Genomic DNA, 16,407 nt, shown 5'->3' on the forward strand with positions numbered 1-16,407 from the left:
CTGTTTGGGGGTGATCAGGCTCTTTATTATAGAGTACGACTCTGGTCTGCTTAAGAATGCCCGACCAAAGCGCCCGTGCTTGCCACGGCCTGTCTTAACTGTTTTGCTTGTTCAGCGCCTGAATCAGGCCATCAATACCGCCCTGTTCAATTTGCTGGGAGAACTGGTTGCGGTAGTTCTGGATCAGCCAGATGCCTTCCACGTTCAAGTCGTAGATTTTCCAGCCTTCTGGTGTTTTTTCCAGACGGTAATCCACGCCCACGGGGCCGCCGTTAGGCTGGGTCAGCGAGGAGCGCACCACCACATCATCCGCATTGGCATCGCCACGGAAAGGCAGAATGGTCAGTTGGGTCTTGTCGTCAACGCGGGACAGGGCGCCGCTATAGGTACGCACCAGCGTGCCCTTGAAGGCATCAACCAGCTTCTGGCGCTGCTCGGCATTGGCTTGACGCCAGTAACGACCAGCAGCCAGGCGGGTGGTCTTTTCCAGATTCACGTAAGGCATGATGTGGTCGTTGACCGCAGCCATGATGGCAGCACGATCACCCTTGCGGATGGATTCGCTTTCCTTGACGACTTGCAAGGCCTGATTGCCGACCGCTTCAACAAACTTGTTGGGCTCCCCTTTGGGGTCAGCCGCTTGTGCTTGAGCCGCCACAGCGTGCAAACACAGGGCCAAGGCTGCACAGACGGTCAGAATCCAGGAAATCAGGCGAGAGGGAGAGGACTGCAAAGCAGTCCCGCCCAAGGCGGGACGGGAAATCATAAAAAAACTCCAGATGAGTGTTCTGCGGGCAGGGCGTTTTTATTCGTCTGCGTCCGAGTAATCAGGCAAATCCTGGCTGGTATCGCCACCGGTGCGGCGAGCTTGCACCAAGGCATGGCGTCGTTGCAGGTAAGCGTCGCGTATGAAGCTGTAGCGGTCAAGGGCGATGTCGTTAACAAGTTTTTCTGCATCCAGCACGCCAGCGCGGGCATCCAGAGCCCAAAGACCCATGATGCTGTTGCGTACGGGTACATCCTTGATGGCCATGATCGGACCCGTGGACGAGAAGCCTTCCAGGAAGCTGGTGCCGCGTGCCACACCGTCACGAACCGTGCTGGGGCCAAAGAAGGGCAGAACCACGTAAGGGCCAGATTTGACGCCCCATACGCCCAGCGTCACGCCAAAGTCGTTGGGGATGCGCTTGGAGCCGTTCATGGTGGCAACGTCGATACAACCGCCCAGCCCCATGGTGGAGTTGAACAGGACGCGACCCAGGGTGTTGAAGAAGTCAACGTGCTCGCCTTGCAGGAAGCTGTTGACGGCCGACCAGGCATCGCCCAGGTTGTTGAAAATGTTACTAATACATGTGCGTGCAGGCTGCGGCGTCAGAGCGTTATAGCCTTCTGCAATCGGTTTGATCAGCGCGCCGTCCACGGTTTCGTTAAAGGCGTAGATGCCGCGGTTCATGCCTTCCCAGGGATCCTGGGGGTTGGGGTTAGGCACGCTGGCGCAACCAGCCACAAGCGCAGCACTGGCACCGATCAGGCTCAAACGGACTCCACGGGGCAGGGAGTAAGAGCGGCGAGTTGTTGTTGTATTCATGATTGTGTCGTCTGTAATGAGCATGAGGCAGCCGGGTCTTACTCCGTTTTGGAGCCGCCTTCCTTGGAGGCTGTGTTGTAGAGGAACTTGCTGATCAGCTCTTCCAGCACAACCGCGCTTTGGGTATAGGTAATGGTGCTGCCACCTTGAAGGTCTTTATCGTCGCCACCGGCGGTCAGGCCAATGTACTGCTCGCCCAGCAGACCAGAGGTCAGGATAGAGGCCGAGGTATCCAGGGGGAATTTGTAGTGTTCGTCCATATCCAGCGTAACCACGGCTTTGAAATCCTGATTATCAAAACCAATGGAGCCCACGCGACCCACGACCACACCGCTGGCCTTGATAGGGGCACGCGGTTTCAGGCCACCCAGATTATCGAATTTGGCCGATACCTGGTAGGTTTTGGCAAAGGAAAAAGTACTGAGGTTACCCGCACGCAGGGCCAGGAATGCCAGTGCGACCAGCCCCAGCAAAACAAACAGGCCAACCCAGAAATCGGTTTTCTCGCGATTCATAGCTGAGCAATTCCTAAATAGTTAACTGAACATAAGGGCGGTGAGCAGGAAGTCCGTGCCCAATACCGCCAAAGCGCCGCTGACGACCGTGCGTGTGGTCGCGCGAGAAACGCCTTCGGGCGTGGCCTTGGCATGCCAGCCCATATAGAGCGCAATCAAGGTGACGATCAGGCCAAATACCAGGCTTTTGATCACTCCGTTGAGTACGTCATCAATCACATCGACGCCGTTTTGCATTTGCGACCAGAAGGCGCCTGCATCAATGCCGATCATTTGTACACCGACTACATAGCCGCCCAAAATACCGACCATGGAAAACACCGCGGCCAGTATGGGCATGGCAATGATGCCGCCCCAAAAACGCGGCACCAGCAGGCGGCGTATGGGGTCTACTGCCATGACTTCCATGGCGGCAATCTGCTCGCCAGCCTTCATCAGGCCGATTTCGGCGGTCAGCGAGGTGCCTGCCCGGCCTGCAAAGAGCAGGGCGGTGACGACGGGGCCAAGCTCACGCACCAGTGACAGAGCGACCAGCAGGCCCAGAGCCTCTTCGGAGCCATAGCGGTTCAGCGTGTAATACCCCTGCAAACCCAGTACAAAACCCACGAACAGGCCGGAAACGGCAATGATCAGCAGCGAATAGTTGCCAATAAAGTGGATTTGCTGGGAAACCAGACGCGGACGACGCCATAAGAGGGACGAACGGGCCAGCAAGGCGGCAAACAGGCGGCTGAATGCACCCAGGCCGTAAATGCTATTACGTATGGCAGCGCCTAGCGCGCTAATCGGGGCGGTGATGAAATTCATGAGCGCGTCGTCCGATTCTGGAGCCAGGCTTCAAAAGCCGGGGTGACGGGGTAGTTAAAGGCGATAGGGCCGTCGGGCTCGCCACGCAGGAACTGCTGTACGTAAGGATCTTTGGATGCCCGCAGCTCTGTGGGCGTACCCTGGGTCAGCAAGCGGCCCTGGCCCACCATATAGACCTGGTCGGCAATGGCAAAGGATTCGGCCACATCATGCGTAATCAGTACCGAAGCGCAGTTCAGGCGGTCGGTCAGGTCGCGAATCAGTTGGGCGGTAATACCCATGGAAATGGGGTCCAGACCGGCAAAGGGCTCGTCGTACAGAATCAGTTCCGGTTCCAGCACAATGGCGCGGGCTAAGGCGACCCGGCGAGCCATGCCGCCAGAGATCTCGTTCACGCCCAAATGGGCGGCGGCGCGCAAACCTACGGCATCCAGCTTGTCCAGCACACGGTCCTGGATGTCGGATTCGTTGGCATTGGTCAGCTCTCGCAAGGGAAAGGCCACGTTTTCAAACACATTCAGGTCGGTAAACAGAGCGCCTTGCTGAAACAGGACACCCATGCGTTGGCGCGTTTGGCGCAGGTCCTCGCCGTCGAGTTTGGCCAAGTCCTGGCCAAAAACCGTAACAGTCCCTTTCTGCGCACGGATTTGCCCGGTGGCAGCACGCAGAAGTGTTGTTTTTCCGGAACCTGAGCCCCCCATCATGGCGACGACCTGACCTTTCTGGACGGTCATAGACACGTTCGCCAGCACGGTGAAGGCACCATAGCCCAGCGAAGCAGAATCCAGATTTAGTACGGCTTGGTCAGTATTTACAGCCATGTCGCGGGCAAGATGGGATAAAAGGACTTGCCATTGTACCGCTTGCGCGTCTGGCGGCTCAATGTATTGCACTCCATGAACGGCAGATCGTGACTCTTTTATGACCCTTTTGTGGCCCTTGATACAGCCGCTTACTTCAAGCCGGGTTTGGCTGTGAAGTCGTCCTTTTTATGTGACGAATTTGTCTTAGGTCGCGGGTTGTATCAAAGCGAACAGCAATCCGCCGCCTGCCAGCAACCATAAAGGGTTGATGCGGCTAAGCAGCAAAATGGCCGTACAGGCCAGAGCTGTACCCCAGGCCCACAGCCCGCCTTGAGCCGCTTTCAGAATCGTGCCGCTGGCCGCCAGAATCATCCCGGCGGCAATGGGCAGCAGGCCGATCTCGATGGCGCGGATAATGCGGGTGCCTTCATAGCGCTTCCAGATTGTCGCCAGGTAATAGATCAGCAAGGCAGAGGGCAGGAAAATGGCGACGGATGCGGCCAGGGCTCCGGCCCAGCCTGCCGCTTTCCAGCCCACCAGGGTGACAAGCAAGGATTTGGGGCCGGGCGTCAGGCGTGACAGGGCGAACAGATCCAGAAACTCCTGATTGCTGAGCCAGCCATGGATTTCTACTGATTGCCGATGAATCTCGGGAATGATGCTTTGCCCGCCACCTATCGTCAGAAAAGACAGGGGGGCGAATACACGCATGAGCTGGAGCAGAATCGTGATCATGATTGCTCCACGGATGAGTCTCCTAGCTGCAACCAGGCATACCAGACGGACAGCGGCGCGCAGATCAGAATAACGGGGATCAGGCTCCATTCCATGACGAAAATGCCGACAAAAACCGCCAACATGATCGCAATTGGCACGATTCCGGTGGCGGCGCTGCGCGCCGAGCGTACCCCCATTTCAAGCGACAGACCGATGGCTGCGGCGGCAATTCCGGCCATGACCTGAGGCACGAGGGTAGACCCCGTCAGTTGTTCCAGGCCAATCAGCATCAGAATGGCCAAGAGCAGCGGTGGGAGCACCATGCCCAGCGTGGCAACCAAGGCCCCTGGCCCGGCCTGCAGGCGGTAACCGATCCATATAGAGAGATTGACCACATTGATGCCGGGCAGTGCCTGGGACAGGGCCAGGCCGCTCAGAAAGTCTGCTTGGCTCATCAAACGGCGCTGGACGACAAACTCGCGCATTAACCAGCCACTCAAGCCCCCGCCAAAGCTGGTCAGGCCAATGCGGGCAAAGATCAGAAACAGAGCACTTAAGGATAAAGGGGCAGCTTCTTGGGACCGGGTCATAGAGAAATGAAGGCGGATCGGGCTCGTAAAAGTGGAGGTTTGAACATTCTGGCATACAAATTAAGCTGTTTTTACCCTCTTGTGGGCATGTGTGGGCAGGCTTGTCCCCGGCTTGACGATGTTTTCGGGCCTTTGGGGGCAGGAAAATGGGGTCTGGGCCAGGGGAGGCCAAATTTTTTTTCATTCCCAGGTGTTTCTTATTTGTTTGAAATATTTAAAGAAATAAATTAATTAATAAGGCCTTAAAAATTAAATAGAAACCTGATTGAAATAAATAAAAAAAGAATTAAAAAAATATCTTGAAACCATGCGTGATGCCAGCTTGCCAAGGCTGGATCCGCTTCTGATTAATGAGGGGTGCAATGAGCTTTTGCATGGTTCAATCTGTTGAAATAAAAGAGATTGAAACGACTGTTTGAATTCCGTGTGCGGTGCTGGAGTCGCTGAACAAGCAAGCCACGATCGAGTCATGGACAGTTTTATGAAGATGGATTTGATCTATGCCCATCTTTGAATCAAAATAAAAAAGACTTTATGGTCTTAAAACCGGTTGTGCGTGTACGATTATTCGATTGCCTCGCATCGTAGAGCGTCCGTTTGGGACCCTATGCTGCGTGGGGTTTCAGTTTCCTGGAGACAAACCTATGACATCTAGTTCAGCCAGTGCAGTGACGGGCGGTGCCCGTACCTTGCGTCGGGTCGCCGTGTGCGGTGCCGGCGTCATGGGCGCGCAAATTGCCGCTCATTGCGTGAATGCAGGCATACCAGTAGTTCTGTTTGATCTGCCCGCCCGCGAGGGTCCGAAAAACGGGATCGCCATTCGTGCGATTGCCAATCTGCGCAAAATGAATCCCGCTCCCTTGGGCACGCCAGACCTGGCTGACCTGATCGAGCCTGCCAACTACGAAGATAATCTGGACCGTCTGGCCGATTGCGATCTGGTGATCGAAGCCATTGCCGAACGTCTGGACTGGAAACAGGACCTGTACCGCAAGATCGGGCCAGCTCTGAATCCCAACGCCATCATCGCCAGCAACACGTCCGGCCTGTCCATCACCTCCCTGGCGGATGTGCTGCCCGAAGCCTTGCGTCCACGTTTTTGCGGTGTGCACTTTTTCAACCCACCACGCTACATGAGCCTGGTGGAGCTGATCCCCACCAAATACACCCAGCCAGCCTTGCTGGATACTCTGGAAACTTTCCTGGTATCGCAGTTGGGCAAGGGCGTGGTTCGTGCCAAAGATACCCCTAACTTCATCGGTAACCGTATCGGTGTGTTTGGCATTCTGTCCGTGTTTGAGCAGGCGCGCCGTTTCTCCCTGACTTACGAGCAGGTTGATGAATTGACAGGCACTCGCCTGGGCCGTGCCAAATCGGGTACTTACCGTACCGCCGACGTTGTCGGTCTGGACACGCTGGCTCACGTGATCCGCACCATGCAGGATCAATTGCCTGATGACAGCTTCAAAGCTCACTTTGGCTTGCCGCCCGAAGTGCAGGGCTTGATCGATGCGGGCGCATTGGGTCAGAAGACAGGCGCCGGTTTCTTCCGCAAGAAAGGCCGTGAGATTCAGCGCTTCGATGCTCAGCAACGTGATTACGTGGCTGCTGATCAGAAAATTGATCCCGATGTTGCTGCCATTCTGGCTGTACGTGACCCGGCTGAGCGCCTGCGTCAGTTGCGTGAGTCCGACAAGCCTCAAGCTCAATTCGTGTGGGCGGTATTGCGCGACACCTTCCACTACAGCGCCATTCATCTGCAAGACATTGCTGACAACGCACGTCAATTGGACCTGGCCTTGAAATGGGGCTTTGGTCACAAGCAAGGCCCGTTCGAGATCTGGCAAGCTGCCGGATGGCGTCAAGTGGCCGAGTGGATCAATCAGGATATCCAGGATGGCAAGACCCTCAGCAGCCAGCCGCTGCCAGATTGGGCTACCCGTGGTCCCGTATGGGAGGCGCAAGGCGTGCATACCGCCGCCGGTTCCTGGAATCCGTCGCAATCGCGCTTTGAAGGCCGTAGCGAACTGCCTGTTTACCAGCGTCACATTGGCACCCCTTTGCTGGTGGGCGAGGTCGAGTCTCTGGAAACCACTACGGTTTTTGAAGATGAGTCCGTACGCTGCTGGACGCTGCCTGCACCGCACCCACAAGATGTGCTGATCGTGTCCTTCAAGACCAAGATGCACACGTTAAGCCCCGGTGTGGTCAATGGCATGTTCAAGGCAATTGAATTGGCCGAAGCCTCGTATCAGGCTCTGGTGGTGGCTCAGGATGGTGATCCATTCTCCGCAGGCGCCGACCTGAAAGCCATTCTGCCTGTGTTTGAGAAAGAAGGTGTGGCTGGAGTTGAGCCGGTGGAACGTGCCATGCAAGACATGGTTTTACGTATCCGTTACGCGCAAGTGCCTGTGGTGGCTGCGGTTGCCGGTCTGGCCTTGGGTGGTGGTTGCGAACTGGCTGTGCATTGCGCGCACCGTGTCGCTCATTTCGAGTCTTACATCGGTCTGGTGGAAGTGGGTGTGGGTCTGGTTCCAGGTGCAGGTGGCCTGGCGTACTCGGCTCGCCGCTCCGCTGAACTCCAGGCGATGGGCGCACCCGATGCTCCATTGCTGGCTTACCTGAAGCGTTTTGCTCTGGCGATTGCCAGCGCTCAAGTGTCGCGCTCCGCTCTGGATGCTCGTCAGCTTGGCTTCCTGAAAGAGTCCGACACCATCGTCATGAACCGCCAGGAACTGGTTTACGTTGCCGTCCGTCAGGCACAGGCTCTGGCCAGCACCGGTTGGCGTGCTCCTTTGCCACGTCGCTTCCCGGTTGCCGGTCGCGATGGCATCGCCACGCTGAAGGCTCAACTGGTGAACATGAAAGAAGGTGGTTTCATCTCGGAATATGACTTCCATATCGCCGAGAAGGTCGTAACCGTGATCTGCGGGGGCGATGTTGATCCAGGCTCGTTGGTGGATGAAGCATGGATGATGGCGCAAGAGCGGCAGGCTTTCCTGGAGCTGCTCAATTCCCCCAAGACCCAGGAACGTATTACTGGGATGTTGAGTACTGGCAAGCCGGTGCGTAACTAGAGCGGATCAAGGAGTAGACATGACTGTACAACAAGCTTATATCGTCGCTGCCAAGCGTACGCCCATTGGCAAAGCACCTCGCGGTGTGTTCTCGGCCTACCGTCCTGACGAGTTGCTGGCTGAAGCCATTCGCGGCACGCTGGCGGGTGTGCCCACTCTGGACCCGGCTGCCATTGAAGAAGTCGTGGCTGGTTGCGCGCTGCCCGAAGGCCCACAAGGCTTTAACGTGGCGCGTATCTCTGCCTTGCTGGCAGGTCTGCCACATACCGTGGCGGGCATGACCGTCAACCGTTTCTGCGCCTCGGGTTTGAGTGCCATTGCCATTGCTGCCGACCGTATCCGTACGGGTCAGGCGGACATCATTGTGGCTGCCGGTGTGGAATCCATGAGCCAAGTGCCCGTAATGGGCGTTGGCACCACATTCAGCCCGGAGATTTTCACTTCGGATGAAAACTATGGCATTGCCTATGGCATGGGTCTGACGGCTGAAGAAGTGGCCCGTCAGTGGAAAGTATCCCGTGAAGATCAGGATGCGTTTGCCTTGGCTTCGCACCAGAAAGCCGTCAAGGCTTGGGAATCCGGCGAGTTCACGGGTGAGGTTCTGCCCGTGTCGGTAACGCGTCGTCAGCCTAACTTGAGCACTCAGGAGATCTCGGTCAAAACCCAAGTGGTTGATCGTGACGAAGGGCCACGTCCTGATACCAGCCTGGAAGTGCTGGCCAAGCTGCGTCCCGTATTTGCGGCTCGTGGTTCGGTAACGGCCGGGAACAGCTCGCAGACCTCTGACGGTGCTGGCGCTTTGCTGGTGGTGTCCGAACGTGCTTTGCGTGAGCACAACCTGACGCCTTTGGCCCGTTTCGTGACCTTCTCGGTCCGTGGCGTGCCTCCACAGATCATGGGTATCGGTCCTAAAGAAGCCGTGCCTCATGCCTTGGCCTTGGCTGGCCTGAAGCAAGATCAGATGGACTGGATCGAGCTGAACGAAGCCTTTGCCGCTCAATCTCTGGCGGTGATTCGTGATCTGGGCCTGGACCCAGAGCGCGTCAACCCGCTGGGTGGCGCTATTGCCATGGGCCACCCTCTGGGTGCGACCGGTGCCATGCGTGCTGCTACCGTGGTTCATGCCTTGCAGCGTCGTCAACTGAAGTACGGCATGCTGACCATGTGTATTGGTACAGGCATGGGCGCTGCCGGGATTTTCGAGCGAACCTAATCTCAGGTCTGCCACTGCTTCTATCGCTGTAGTACAAAGCCGCCTTCGGGCGGCTTTTTTATTGATGCTCGCCAGGCTTTGGAGGGTAACTGCTCCATACCTATAAGCAAATTTGCTTAAAACTGCTCAAGTATCAAAAACGTAAAGGTTTGTTGTTGTCATAGAGTGGACATGGACTCGCACCATAGTTCTTTTATCTGGCGGTCGACTGGATACGCAGGCCCAGCATCCACTCCGCCTGTCGCACTTTGATAACTGCTTTTGAGCGGGTGCTTGCAAAGGAGGTGAGATGGTCGTGCTGCTTTTGTGGATGCTCTTGGCTTTTGGCTTGGCGGCAATGGTGGTACTTGTCGGTATTACCTTGGAGTGGGGCGGCTCTTTGCCGTATCTGGCCGCGCTGGTACTGCTCGTGCCCGTCGGTTTCCTGATTGCTAGTGGCCGAGCTTTTATACTCTATCAGCGGGCCTTGCCTGAGCAGTGCTTGTATCAGCGTTTGGTGTCACAAGATGCCAAGCGGTGCCAAGCGATGATCGTGGCCCACGATGAATTGCTTCCCGGTGTGCTCCAGTTGGCTTACCCCCTATTGCGTTTAAGCCTGGATGTGGCTGGCAGCAGGGCGTTTGTAGATGTTCTGGTGCAGCCCGAGTTGTTCAGCCGATTCCGTCCGGGTAACACCGTGGCTGTGCTATGCGACCCTAATGATCCTGCGCTTTGCGCTGTTGATCGTGAACAGGTCGCCTTGCAGCTTCGGCCTGTGTCGAATTCATATGGTGATTGACGCTATGTTGTGGGATAGATAGAAACAGTGCTGCGGATTGTCGTCGTACTTGAGCGCTGGTATGCCCCACTTTGAAACAGGAAGCAGGTATCTGCAAAAATACTAGTGGCCCGCCGTGTGATCGATATACTGATAAAAGGCAAGAGCACGAGCAAAATCCGGGCAGCCGCTTCCCAAGGACATTCACATACCTACGGAGGTACGACATTGAAAACGCACACTGATCCCGTTAAGTACGATGCTGTGGACTGGCATGTGGGTGGGGACTACCCTTCTGACTTGGGTCCGCAAGGCGGGCGCACACATATCGGCATGTATTTGGCCTGGCTGGTAGAAAAAGGCCTGTTGGCTAATGCCTTTCTGGATCGCTATCCCAACGAAGTCCGGCAGTGTCGAGATCACATGCTGAAGGGCTCGCAACTGCTGCAAGAGTGTTGTGACGATGTGCTGGTCAGCGAAGATCTGTCAGATCTGGGCAAATCCTTCAGCGATTTTTATTACGACGAGCTGTATCTGGACGATTACGTGGAAACGCTGGACGACGAGGTTCTGCCGTCCATCTACCATGTGCCTGACGATTGGGATACCTACGAAACCCTGCGTCCCGTGCTGGAGCGACGTTACCAGCACTGGCGTCAGGAGCAGGGGTTGGAGGACTGATTTCTGCTCCTCGGCTTTCAGGTGCTAGAAGCGCTGCCTGCGGGCAGCGCAGCAGACTTACGCTGCCCTGCGCCTGCCAATCAGCCCCGTGGCCAGCAAGGTGCCAAACAGGACCGTACTCATGCCGATCAGCATTTGTGCAGTCAGAGCTTCGTCCAGCAACAAGGCTCCCCACAGTACGCCAAAGGGCGGGACCAGAAAGGTCACCGTAATGGTTTTGGACGGGCCGACATTGGACAGCAGACGGTAAAAAATCAGGTAGGCGACCGCCGTACACAACAAGGATAGAGACAGCGCTGCGCCCCAGGCATGCAGGCCCGGCAGTTGGGCGGGCCACCAGTAAATGGCAGCAGGTAATAAAATCAGAGTCGCGCTGACCATGCTGCCTGCAGCTACGGCTTGTGGCTGTACGCCTCGCAGATAGCGGGCTGTAAAGTTGGCAGCAATGCCGTAAAACACGGTAGCCAACAAGGATGCCAGGACGGCCCAGCCTTCGGCTCCTTTGTTGAAACTCAGCTTGTCGTACACCAGAATCAAAATACCCAGAAAGCCCAAACAGAGCCCCAGTATGCGGCTGGGTGTCAGACGTTCTTTTAGCCAGACGCGGGCGACCAGTGCGCCAAACAAGGGTGCCATGGCATTCAGAACTGCCAGTAATCCCGACTCCAGACGCAGGGCCGCAAAGGCATATAAGGAGAAGGGCACGGCGGCATTCAGAACACCCAAGGCAAAGATGGGTTTCCAGTTCGCCAGAAAGATTGGCAAGCGTCCTGTGATGGTGATGTAGCTCATCAAGGCCAGGGCGCTGACACCGACACGGACTGCCGTCAGCGGAAAGGGGCCAAACTCCGGAACCGCTTGAAGCGTAAATAAAAACGAGCCGCCCCAAATGGCGGCCAGCAGGAATAAATCGCGTAAGTCTTTGGGGGACATGGGAATGGTGTTGGTGGTGGCGGTCCGCATGGGCCGTCTAACAGAGCCGATTGTAATCCTCTGGCTGCGGCGCGGGCGTCTGGCTTGGGCGGCTACAGCCAGATCGGGAGTTGCCTGACTCTTTAAACAGACAACTCTTTATCAAGTGCCCGCTTCAACACGCTAAAGATCCGTTTGTCGCTGCATTGGGCCACGTTGAAACGCAGAAACCGAGCGGCATCCGGGGCCTGGCTGAAAACGGGGCCGGGAGCCAGCACTACACCATGGGGCAGGCAGGCGCGTGCCAGACTAAGTGCATCGTGTCCGACGGGTAAGCAAGCCCACAGAAACATGCCCTCGCGGGGGCGCAACCACGGTGTCAGACCTAGCTGTTCCAGTTGTGTCACGGTGTGGTCCATAGCCTTGGAGAGCCGGTGCCGGACTCGCTCCAGATGTTTGCGATAGCCGCTGTCGCTAAGTGCGCTGTGCAAGATATGAGAAGCTAGACGGTTGCTGCTGAAACTGGTGGCCGTACGCAGATCGACCAGACTGTCTATCCAGGGAGCCTGGGCGGCGATATAGCCGCAGCGTAAGGATGCAGACAAGGTTTTGGAGAAACTGCCTATCTGTACCACCCGGGACAGGCCATCCAGCGCGGCCAGGCGGGTGGCAGGACGAGATTCCAGATCCCCGAAAATATCGTCTTCGATAATGTAGAGATCAGCACGTTGCGCCATGGCCAGAACACTGTGGGCAGTTGTGGCTGACAAACGCGCTCCGGTCGGGTTGTGTATACCGGAATTGGTGATGTACAGACGAGGTTTGTGTTCTTGCAAGGCGGCTTCAAAGGCGTGCAGGTCCGGTCCCTGATGGGTATACGGGACACTGGCAACTTTGGCGCGATGTGCTCGCAGCAAAGCATGGAAATTGAAGTAGCAGGGGTCGTCCACGAGCACAGTATCGCCCGGCTCCAAAAAGAAGCGGCAGATCAAATCAATGGCGTGGGTGCCCGAGTCGGTCAACATGATGTGATGGGGGGCGACGTCAATCTCGGACTGGACCAGGCGGCGGGCCAGCAGTTGGCGTAGCGGCTCCAAGCCTAGGGGCGAGCCGTAATCCGTCAGGTCTGCATTAGAACTGCGTGCGGCTTTGCGTAGCCCTCGGCGTACGCCTTGGTCGTACATCCAGTCCGATGGTAGCCAACCACAGCCCGGCATCAACATATCCTGACCTGCTTCCAGCGATTGGCGCGAGATCCATAGGGGGTCGATATCCCGTTCCAGTGCCGGTTCCAGCGCAGCCAGGCTCAAGGGGGCCAAGGGGGCGGTCACGTAAAAACCGGAGCCTGCCCGTGCCTCTATCAAGCCTTCGGCAGCCAGCCTGCCATACGCCTCCACAATCGTAGAGATTGATACCCCTGACGATTGGGCTTGAGCACGTACGGACGGGAGCCGGGTGCCGGGCGGGTAGGTGCGCGCGGCAATGCGTTCACGCACGGATTGCATGATGTGGTCGATGCGAGTCAAAGAGGGCATGGGCTGGGCACGGTGTATGGGTCTAATGAGCAATACAGTTTTTAAAAACTGTACTGGACTGTGCCTGTGTATGCTGGCATAGCTGTGTTGTACTGACAAGCTTCTTGGTGGGAGTGTGAATGATGGATAGCAAGGCAGTCAGTTGGTTGAACGGCTTTATCGGGGTAGCAATTTTCGCGGGTTCATTACCGGCTACACGAGTTGCTGTACTGGGCATGGATCCTTTTTTCCTGACGGGGGGGCGAGCAGTAGTGGCCGCCTTGCTGGCAAGCCTCTGGCTGCTGATCGGACGAGTAGCGCGTCCGCAACGCGCAGACCTGGCCTCACTGGCCCTGGTCGGCTTTGGTGTTGTCCTGGGTTTTCCTTTGCTGACCGCTTTGGCCTTGCAGCACATTACCTCGGCCCATTCCATTGTGTATCTGGGCTTGTTGCCTTTGTGTACGGCAGTATTTGGCGTCATCTTGGCCGGTGAGCGGCATAAACCCGTGTTCTGGTTTTTCTCCATTCTAGGCAGCCTGGTGGTGATGGCGTATGCCGCCAGGGAAGGTCTGGATGCCGCCTGGCAGGGCGATCTGTACATGTTGGCCGCTGTGGTGGTGTGCGGTATGGGCTATGCCGAAGGGGGACGCTTGTCGCGTCGTCTGGGAGGCTGGCAAGTGATTTGCTGGGCCTTGGTGCTGTCCTCGCCCTTCATGTTTGTCATGATGATCTGGTTCTGGCCGCAGAGCTTTAGCGGGATTGAAGCCTCGGCCTGGTTAGGTTTTGCCTATGTGTCGGTATTTAGCATGTTTTTGGGTTTTGTGTTCTGGTACCGAGGGCTGGCGCAGGGCGGGATTGCGGCGGTAGGGCAGTTGCAGTTGTTGCAGCCCTTTATGGGCCTGGGGCTGGCGGCGGCCTTGTTGGGCGAGGCCGTCAATCCCAGCATGATTTGGGTCACCTTAGGCGCGGCCTTGTGTGTGGCGGGTGCCCGTCGTTTTGCTTCGTGATGACCGGGGCATAAAAAGCTTAGATGCAATACTCCTGGCTGACGAAGGTCTTGAGCTTTTGGAACCGTTAGGCGATAAACAACCGGCCTGTCTACTCAGTAGACAGGCCGGTTTCATGGCAAGCATGGCGGGCGATTTACGCTTCGGCGTGCTTGGCGGCTTCTACCGCTGCCTGTGTATCTTCTTTAGCACCATTAAAGAACAAGTTCAGCAGAACGGCAGCAATCGAGGTCAGCAATATGCCCGATTCGATCAGCGGGTGAATGGCGTGAGGCATCCACTGCATGTAGTTGGGCGCAACCAGAGGAATCATGCCGACGCCAATGGAGATAGCCACAATCATGGAGTTGTTGCGGTTGGTCTTGTAGTCCACGCCGGACAGGATGCGGATACCCGTGGCTGTGACCATACCGAACATCACAATACCGGCGCCGCCCAGAACCACGGTAGGCAGGGACTCTACCAGGGCGGCCATCTTGGGCAGCAGGCCCAGAATAATCAGAATGGCACCACCGGCCACGCAGACAAAGCGGCTGCGAACACCTGTTACCGCAACCAGACCTACGTTTTGCGAGAAGCTGGAGTACGGGAAGGTATTGAAGATGCCGCCCAGCAAAGTGCCCAGACCGTCGGTACGCAGGCCGCGAGCCAGATCTTTCTGATCCACTTTCTTGCCTGTCATGTCGCTTAGCGCCAGGAACATGCCGGTGGATTCGATCAGCACGACGATCATGACCAGTGTCATAGTGGCAATGTGCAGGAGGTTGAATTTGGGCATACCAAAGTGGAACGGCAAGACCAGATCAACCCAAGCTGCATTGGCGACCTTCTCGTAGGTCATGATGCCCATGGCCGAAGCAACAACCGCGCCAATGACGATACCCAGCAATACGGCTACGTTCGCCAGAAAACCTTTTGCAAATTTAGCGATCAGCAGGATCGAGGTCAGCACGATGGCCGCAATGCCCAGGCCTGTCAGGTTGGCGTAGCGTGGGTTAGGGACTGTCGCCTTCAGGGCCAGACCTTCCGGTAAGGGAGGCAGGGCAGAGCCTGGCATGGCCGCTGCCGATTGGGCGTGCTGTATCCAGGCCAAATGGTCCGGGTTGATGACGCTGGGGGCAGTCGGGCCGAAGGGATTGCCAAAAATCCAGTTAATCCCCACGCGCATCAGCGTAATACCGATCATGGCAATAATCGTGCCGGTGACCACGGGGGGGAAGAAGCGCAGCATTCGGCTGACGGCGGGGGCAATGATCATCGTAATGATCCCTGCCCCGATCACAGTGCCAAAGAGCAGTTGGGCGCCGTCATGGCCGGGGTTGGCCTGCGCCATCGAGACCATAGGGCCTACCGCGGCAAAGGTTACGCCCATCATGACAGGCAGTTTGATACCAAAGTACTGTGTAAAACCCATCGATTGAATGATGGATACGATGCCGCAGACAAACAAGTCAGCAGCAATCAGGATAGATACTTCTTCAGACGTCAGATTTAATGCCCGGCCCACAATTAGTGGAACCGCGACGGCACCGGCGTACATTACCAAAACGTGCTGCAGGCCCAGTGCAGCCAGCCTGCCGTTTGGTAATCGTTCGTCGACGGGTGCGGTGGTCGCGTTCGTACCCATGAAATGTCTCCAGAGTGGATTAATTATTAGATGAAGCCATCTCAATGTAACGGCGTGCGACAGGCATGCCATAAGACAATTCGTATAGAGCCTAGGTGCCCCTGGCTATAAATGAGGGATAACCCCCAAGAAAAATACCCTGATTCGGGTGCTTTTGAGGTCGCTAAGGGAAAACACTGCTTCGGGGCCGGATCGTCAGGTCAGAGCAGCAGATCGTTGTATACCTGCACCAGTAACGGGTTTGCACCCGTCGTGCGCTTGTCGTGTTTGTATCAAAAATGACTTTTTATATACGACTGACCAGTCTTTTCTTGTCAATGTTTGGGGTAGTAAGTAACACTAATGACTAGGCCGTAAGCCGCCTGATAGTTGCCATGCAGCCCATATCGCGGCTTTTTGGCAGCATCGGATTGTTACAGTAAGCCCCTGTTCCATTTCAATTCTTTATAGATTAGAACAACTGCGCAATGGTAACATTCGCAGCTATAAATATTTTTGAAACGCTGCGGGCTACCTCTTGGGTTAAAGAGTTTTCTGGGTGGATAAGAGTTTTTGCTAAATATTTAATTGTGATTTTTATTTTATGCAGGGTGGCAGAA

The 16,407-nt window shown here is 56.3% G+C and carries 15 protein-coding genes; 5 read left to right on the forward strand and 10 right to left on the reverse strand.

Translation table 11 applies throughout. The features are described 5' to 3' along the window. Positions 1 to 94 precede the first annotated feature (94 nt). The 7 genes from OSH09_RS07870 to OSH09_RS07900 all read right to left on the reverse strand — a co-directional run bounded on the left by OSH09_RS07870 (position 95) and on the right by OSH09_RS07900 (position 5,020). Positions 95 to 766 (reverse strand): MlaC/ttg2D family ABC transporter substrate-binding protein, encoded by a 672-nt coding sequence (locus OSH09_RS07870; protein ID WP_222669045.1) that lies wholly within the window; start codon positions 764 to 766, stop codon positions 95 to 97. Between the two features lie 39 nt (positions 767 to 805). Further along, entirely contained in the window at positions 806 to 1,588 is a 783-nt protein-coding gene (locus OSH09_RS07875; RefSeq protein ID WP_207872463.1) for an MlaA family lipoprotein, read from the reverse strand. 38 nt (positions 1,589 to 1,626) lie between these two features. Then, on the reverse strand, positions 1,627 to 2,103 hold the full coding sequence (mlaD, locus tag OSH09_RS07880; RefSeq protein WP_207872462.1) for an outer membrane lipid asymmetry maintenance protein MlaD: 477 nt from the start codon (positions 2,101 to 2,103) through the stop codon (positions 1,627 to 1,629). Positions 2,104 to 2,124: 21 nt separating this feature from the next. After that, a complete protein-coding gene (mlaE, locus tag OSH09_RS07885) occupies positions 2,125 to 2,910 on the reverse strand; it encodes a lipid asymmetry maintenance ABC transporter permease subunit MlaE (RefSeq protein ID WP_207872461.1) in 786 nt (261 codons plus the stop codon). Further along, on the reverse strand, positions 2,907 to 3,731 hold the full coding sequence (locus OSH09_RS07890; RefSeq protein ID WP_207872460.1) for an ABC transporter ATP-binding protein: 825 nt from the start codon (positions 3,729 to 3,731) through the stop codon (positions 2,907 to 2,909). Before OSH09_RS07890 ends, mlaE begins: the two co-directional genes overlap by 4 nt. 186 nt (positions 3,732 to 3,917) lie before the next feature. Beyond that, positions 3,918 to 4,448, reverse strand: a complete 531-nt coding sequence (locus tag OSH09_RS07895; protein WP_222669043.1) for a chromate transporter — start codon at positions 4,446 to 4,448, stop codon at positions 3,918 to 3,920. Then, positions 4,445 to 5,020, reverse strand: a complete 576-nt coding sequence (locus tag OSH09_RS07900; RefSeq protein WP_266120649.1) for a chromate transporter — start codon at positions 5,018 to 5,020, stop codon at positions 4,445 to 4,447. Before OSH09_RS07900 ends, OSH09_RS07895 begins: the two co-directional genes overlap by 4 nt. Before the next feature lie 644 nt (positions 5,021 to 5,664). Between OSH09_RS07900 and OSH09_RS07905 the strand changes: the two genes are divergently transcribed. The 4 genes from OSH09_RS07905 (at position 5,665) to OSH09_RS07920 (ending at position 10,748) form a co-directional block, all read left to right on the forward strand. Next, a complete protein-coding gene (locus tag OSH09_RS07905) occupies positions 5,665 to 8,097 on the forward strand; it encodes a 3-hydroxyacyl-CoA dehydrogenase/enoyl-CoA hydratase family protein (protein WP_207872457.1) in 2,433 nt (810 codons plus the stop codon). 19 nt (positions 8,098 to 8,116) lie between these two features. Next, on the forward strand, positions 8,117 to 9,310 hold the full coding sequence (locus tag OSH09_RS07910; protein WP_222669040.1) for an acetyl-CoA C-acyltransferase: 1,194 nt from the start codon (positions 8,117 to 8,119) through the stop codon (positions 9,308 to 9,310). Between the two features lie 289 nt (positions 9,311 to 9,599). Further along, complete coding sequence (locus OSH09_RS07915; protein ID WP_266120650.1) at positions 9,600 to 10,088, forward strand: hypothetical protein; 489 nt, start codon at positions 9,600 to 9,602, stop codon at positions 10,086 to 10,088. 207 nt (positions 10,089 to 10,295) lie between these two features. Further along, positions 10,296 to 10,748, forward strand: a complete 453-nt coding sequence (locus tag OSH09_RS07920; protein ID WP_207872455.1) for a DUF7832 domain-containing protein — start codon at positions 10,296 to 10,298, stop codon at positions 10,746 to 10,748. Between the two features lie 57 nt (positions 10,749 to 10,805). Here OSH09_RS07920 and OSH09_RS07925 read toward each other — a convergent pair whose 3' ends face one another. After that, positions 10,806 to 11,711: a DMT family transporter gene (locus tag OSH09_RS07925; RefSeq protein WP_266120651.1), complete on the reverse strand. Its 906-nt coding sequence runs from the start codon at positions 11,709 to 11,711 to the stop codon at positions 10,806 to 10,808. A 92-nt stretch (positions 11,712 to 11,803) separates the two neighbouring features. Then, positions 11,804 to 13,195, reverse strand: a complete 1,392-nt coding sequence (locus tag OSH09_RS07930) for an aminotransferase-like domain-containing protein (protein WP_266120652.1) — start codon at positions 13,193 to 13,195, stop codon at positions 11,804 to 11,806. A gap of 122 nt (positions 13,196 to 13,317) precedes the next feature. Between OSH09_RS07930 and OSH09_RS07935 the strand changes: the two genes are divergently transcribed. After that, positions 13,318 to 14,181, forward strand: coding sequence for a DMT family transporter (locus OSH09_RS07935; RefSeq protein WP_266120954.1), 864 nt, complete (start codon positions 13,318 to 13,320; stop codon positions 14,179 to 14,181). Between the two features lie 136 nt (positions 14,182 to 14,317). Here OSH09_RS07935 and OSH09_RS07940 read toward each other — a convergent pair whose 3' ends face one another. Next, on the reverse strand, positions 14,318 to 15,808 hold the full coding sequence (locus tag OSH09_RS07940; RefSeq protein ID WP_266120653.1) for a nucleobase:cation symporter-2 family protein: 1,491 nt from the start codon (positions 15,806 to 15,808) through the stop codon (positions 14,318 to 14,320). Between the last annotated feature and the right edge of the window lie 599 nt (positions 15,809 to 16,407).

Origin of the sequence: Alcaligenes parafaecalis (assembly GCF_026344135.1) — a bacterium.
Taxonomy (GTDB): domain Bacteria; phylum Pseudomonadota; class Gammaproteobacteria; order Burkholderiales; family Burkholderiaceae_B; genus Alcaligenes; species Alcaligenes parafaecalis.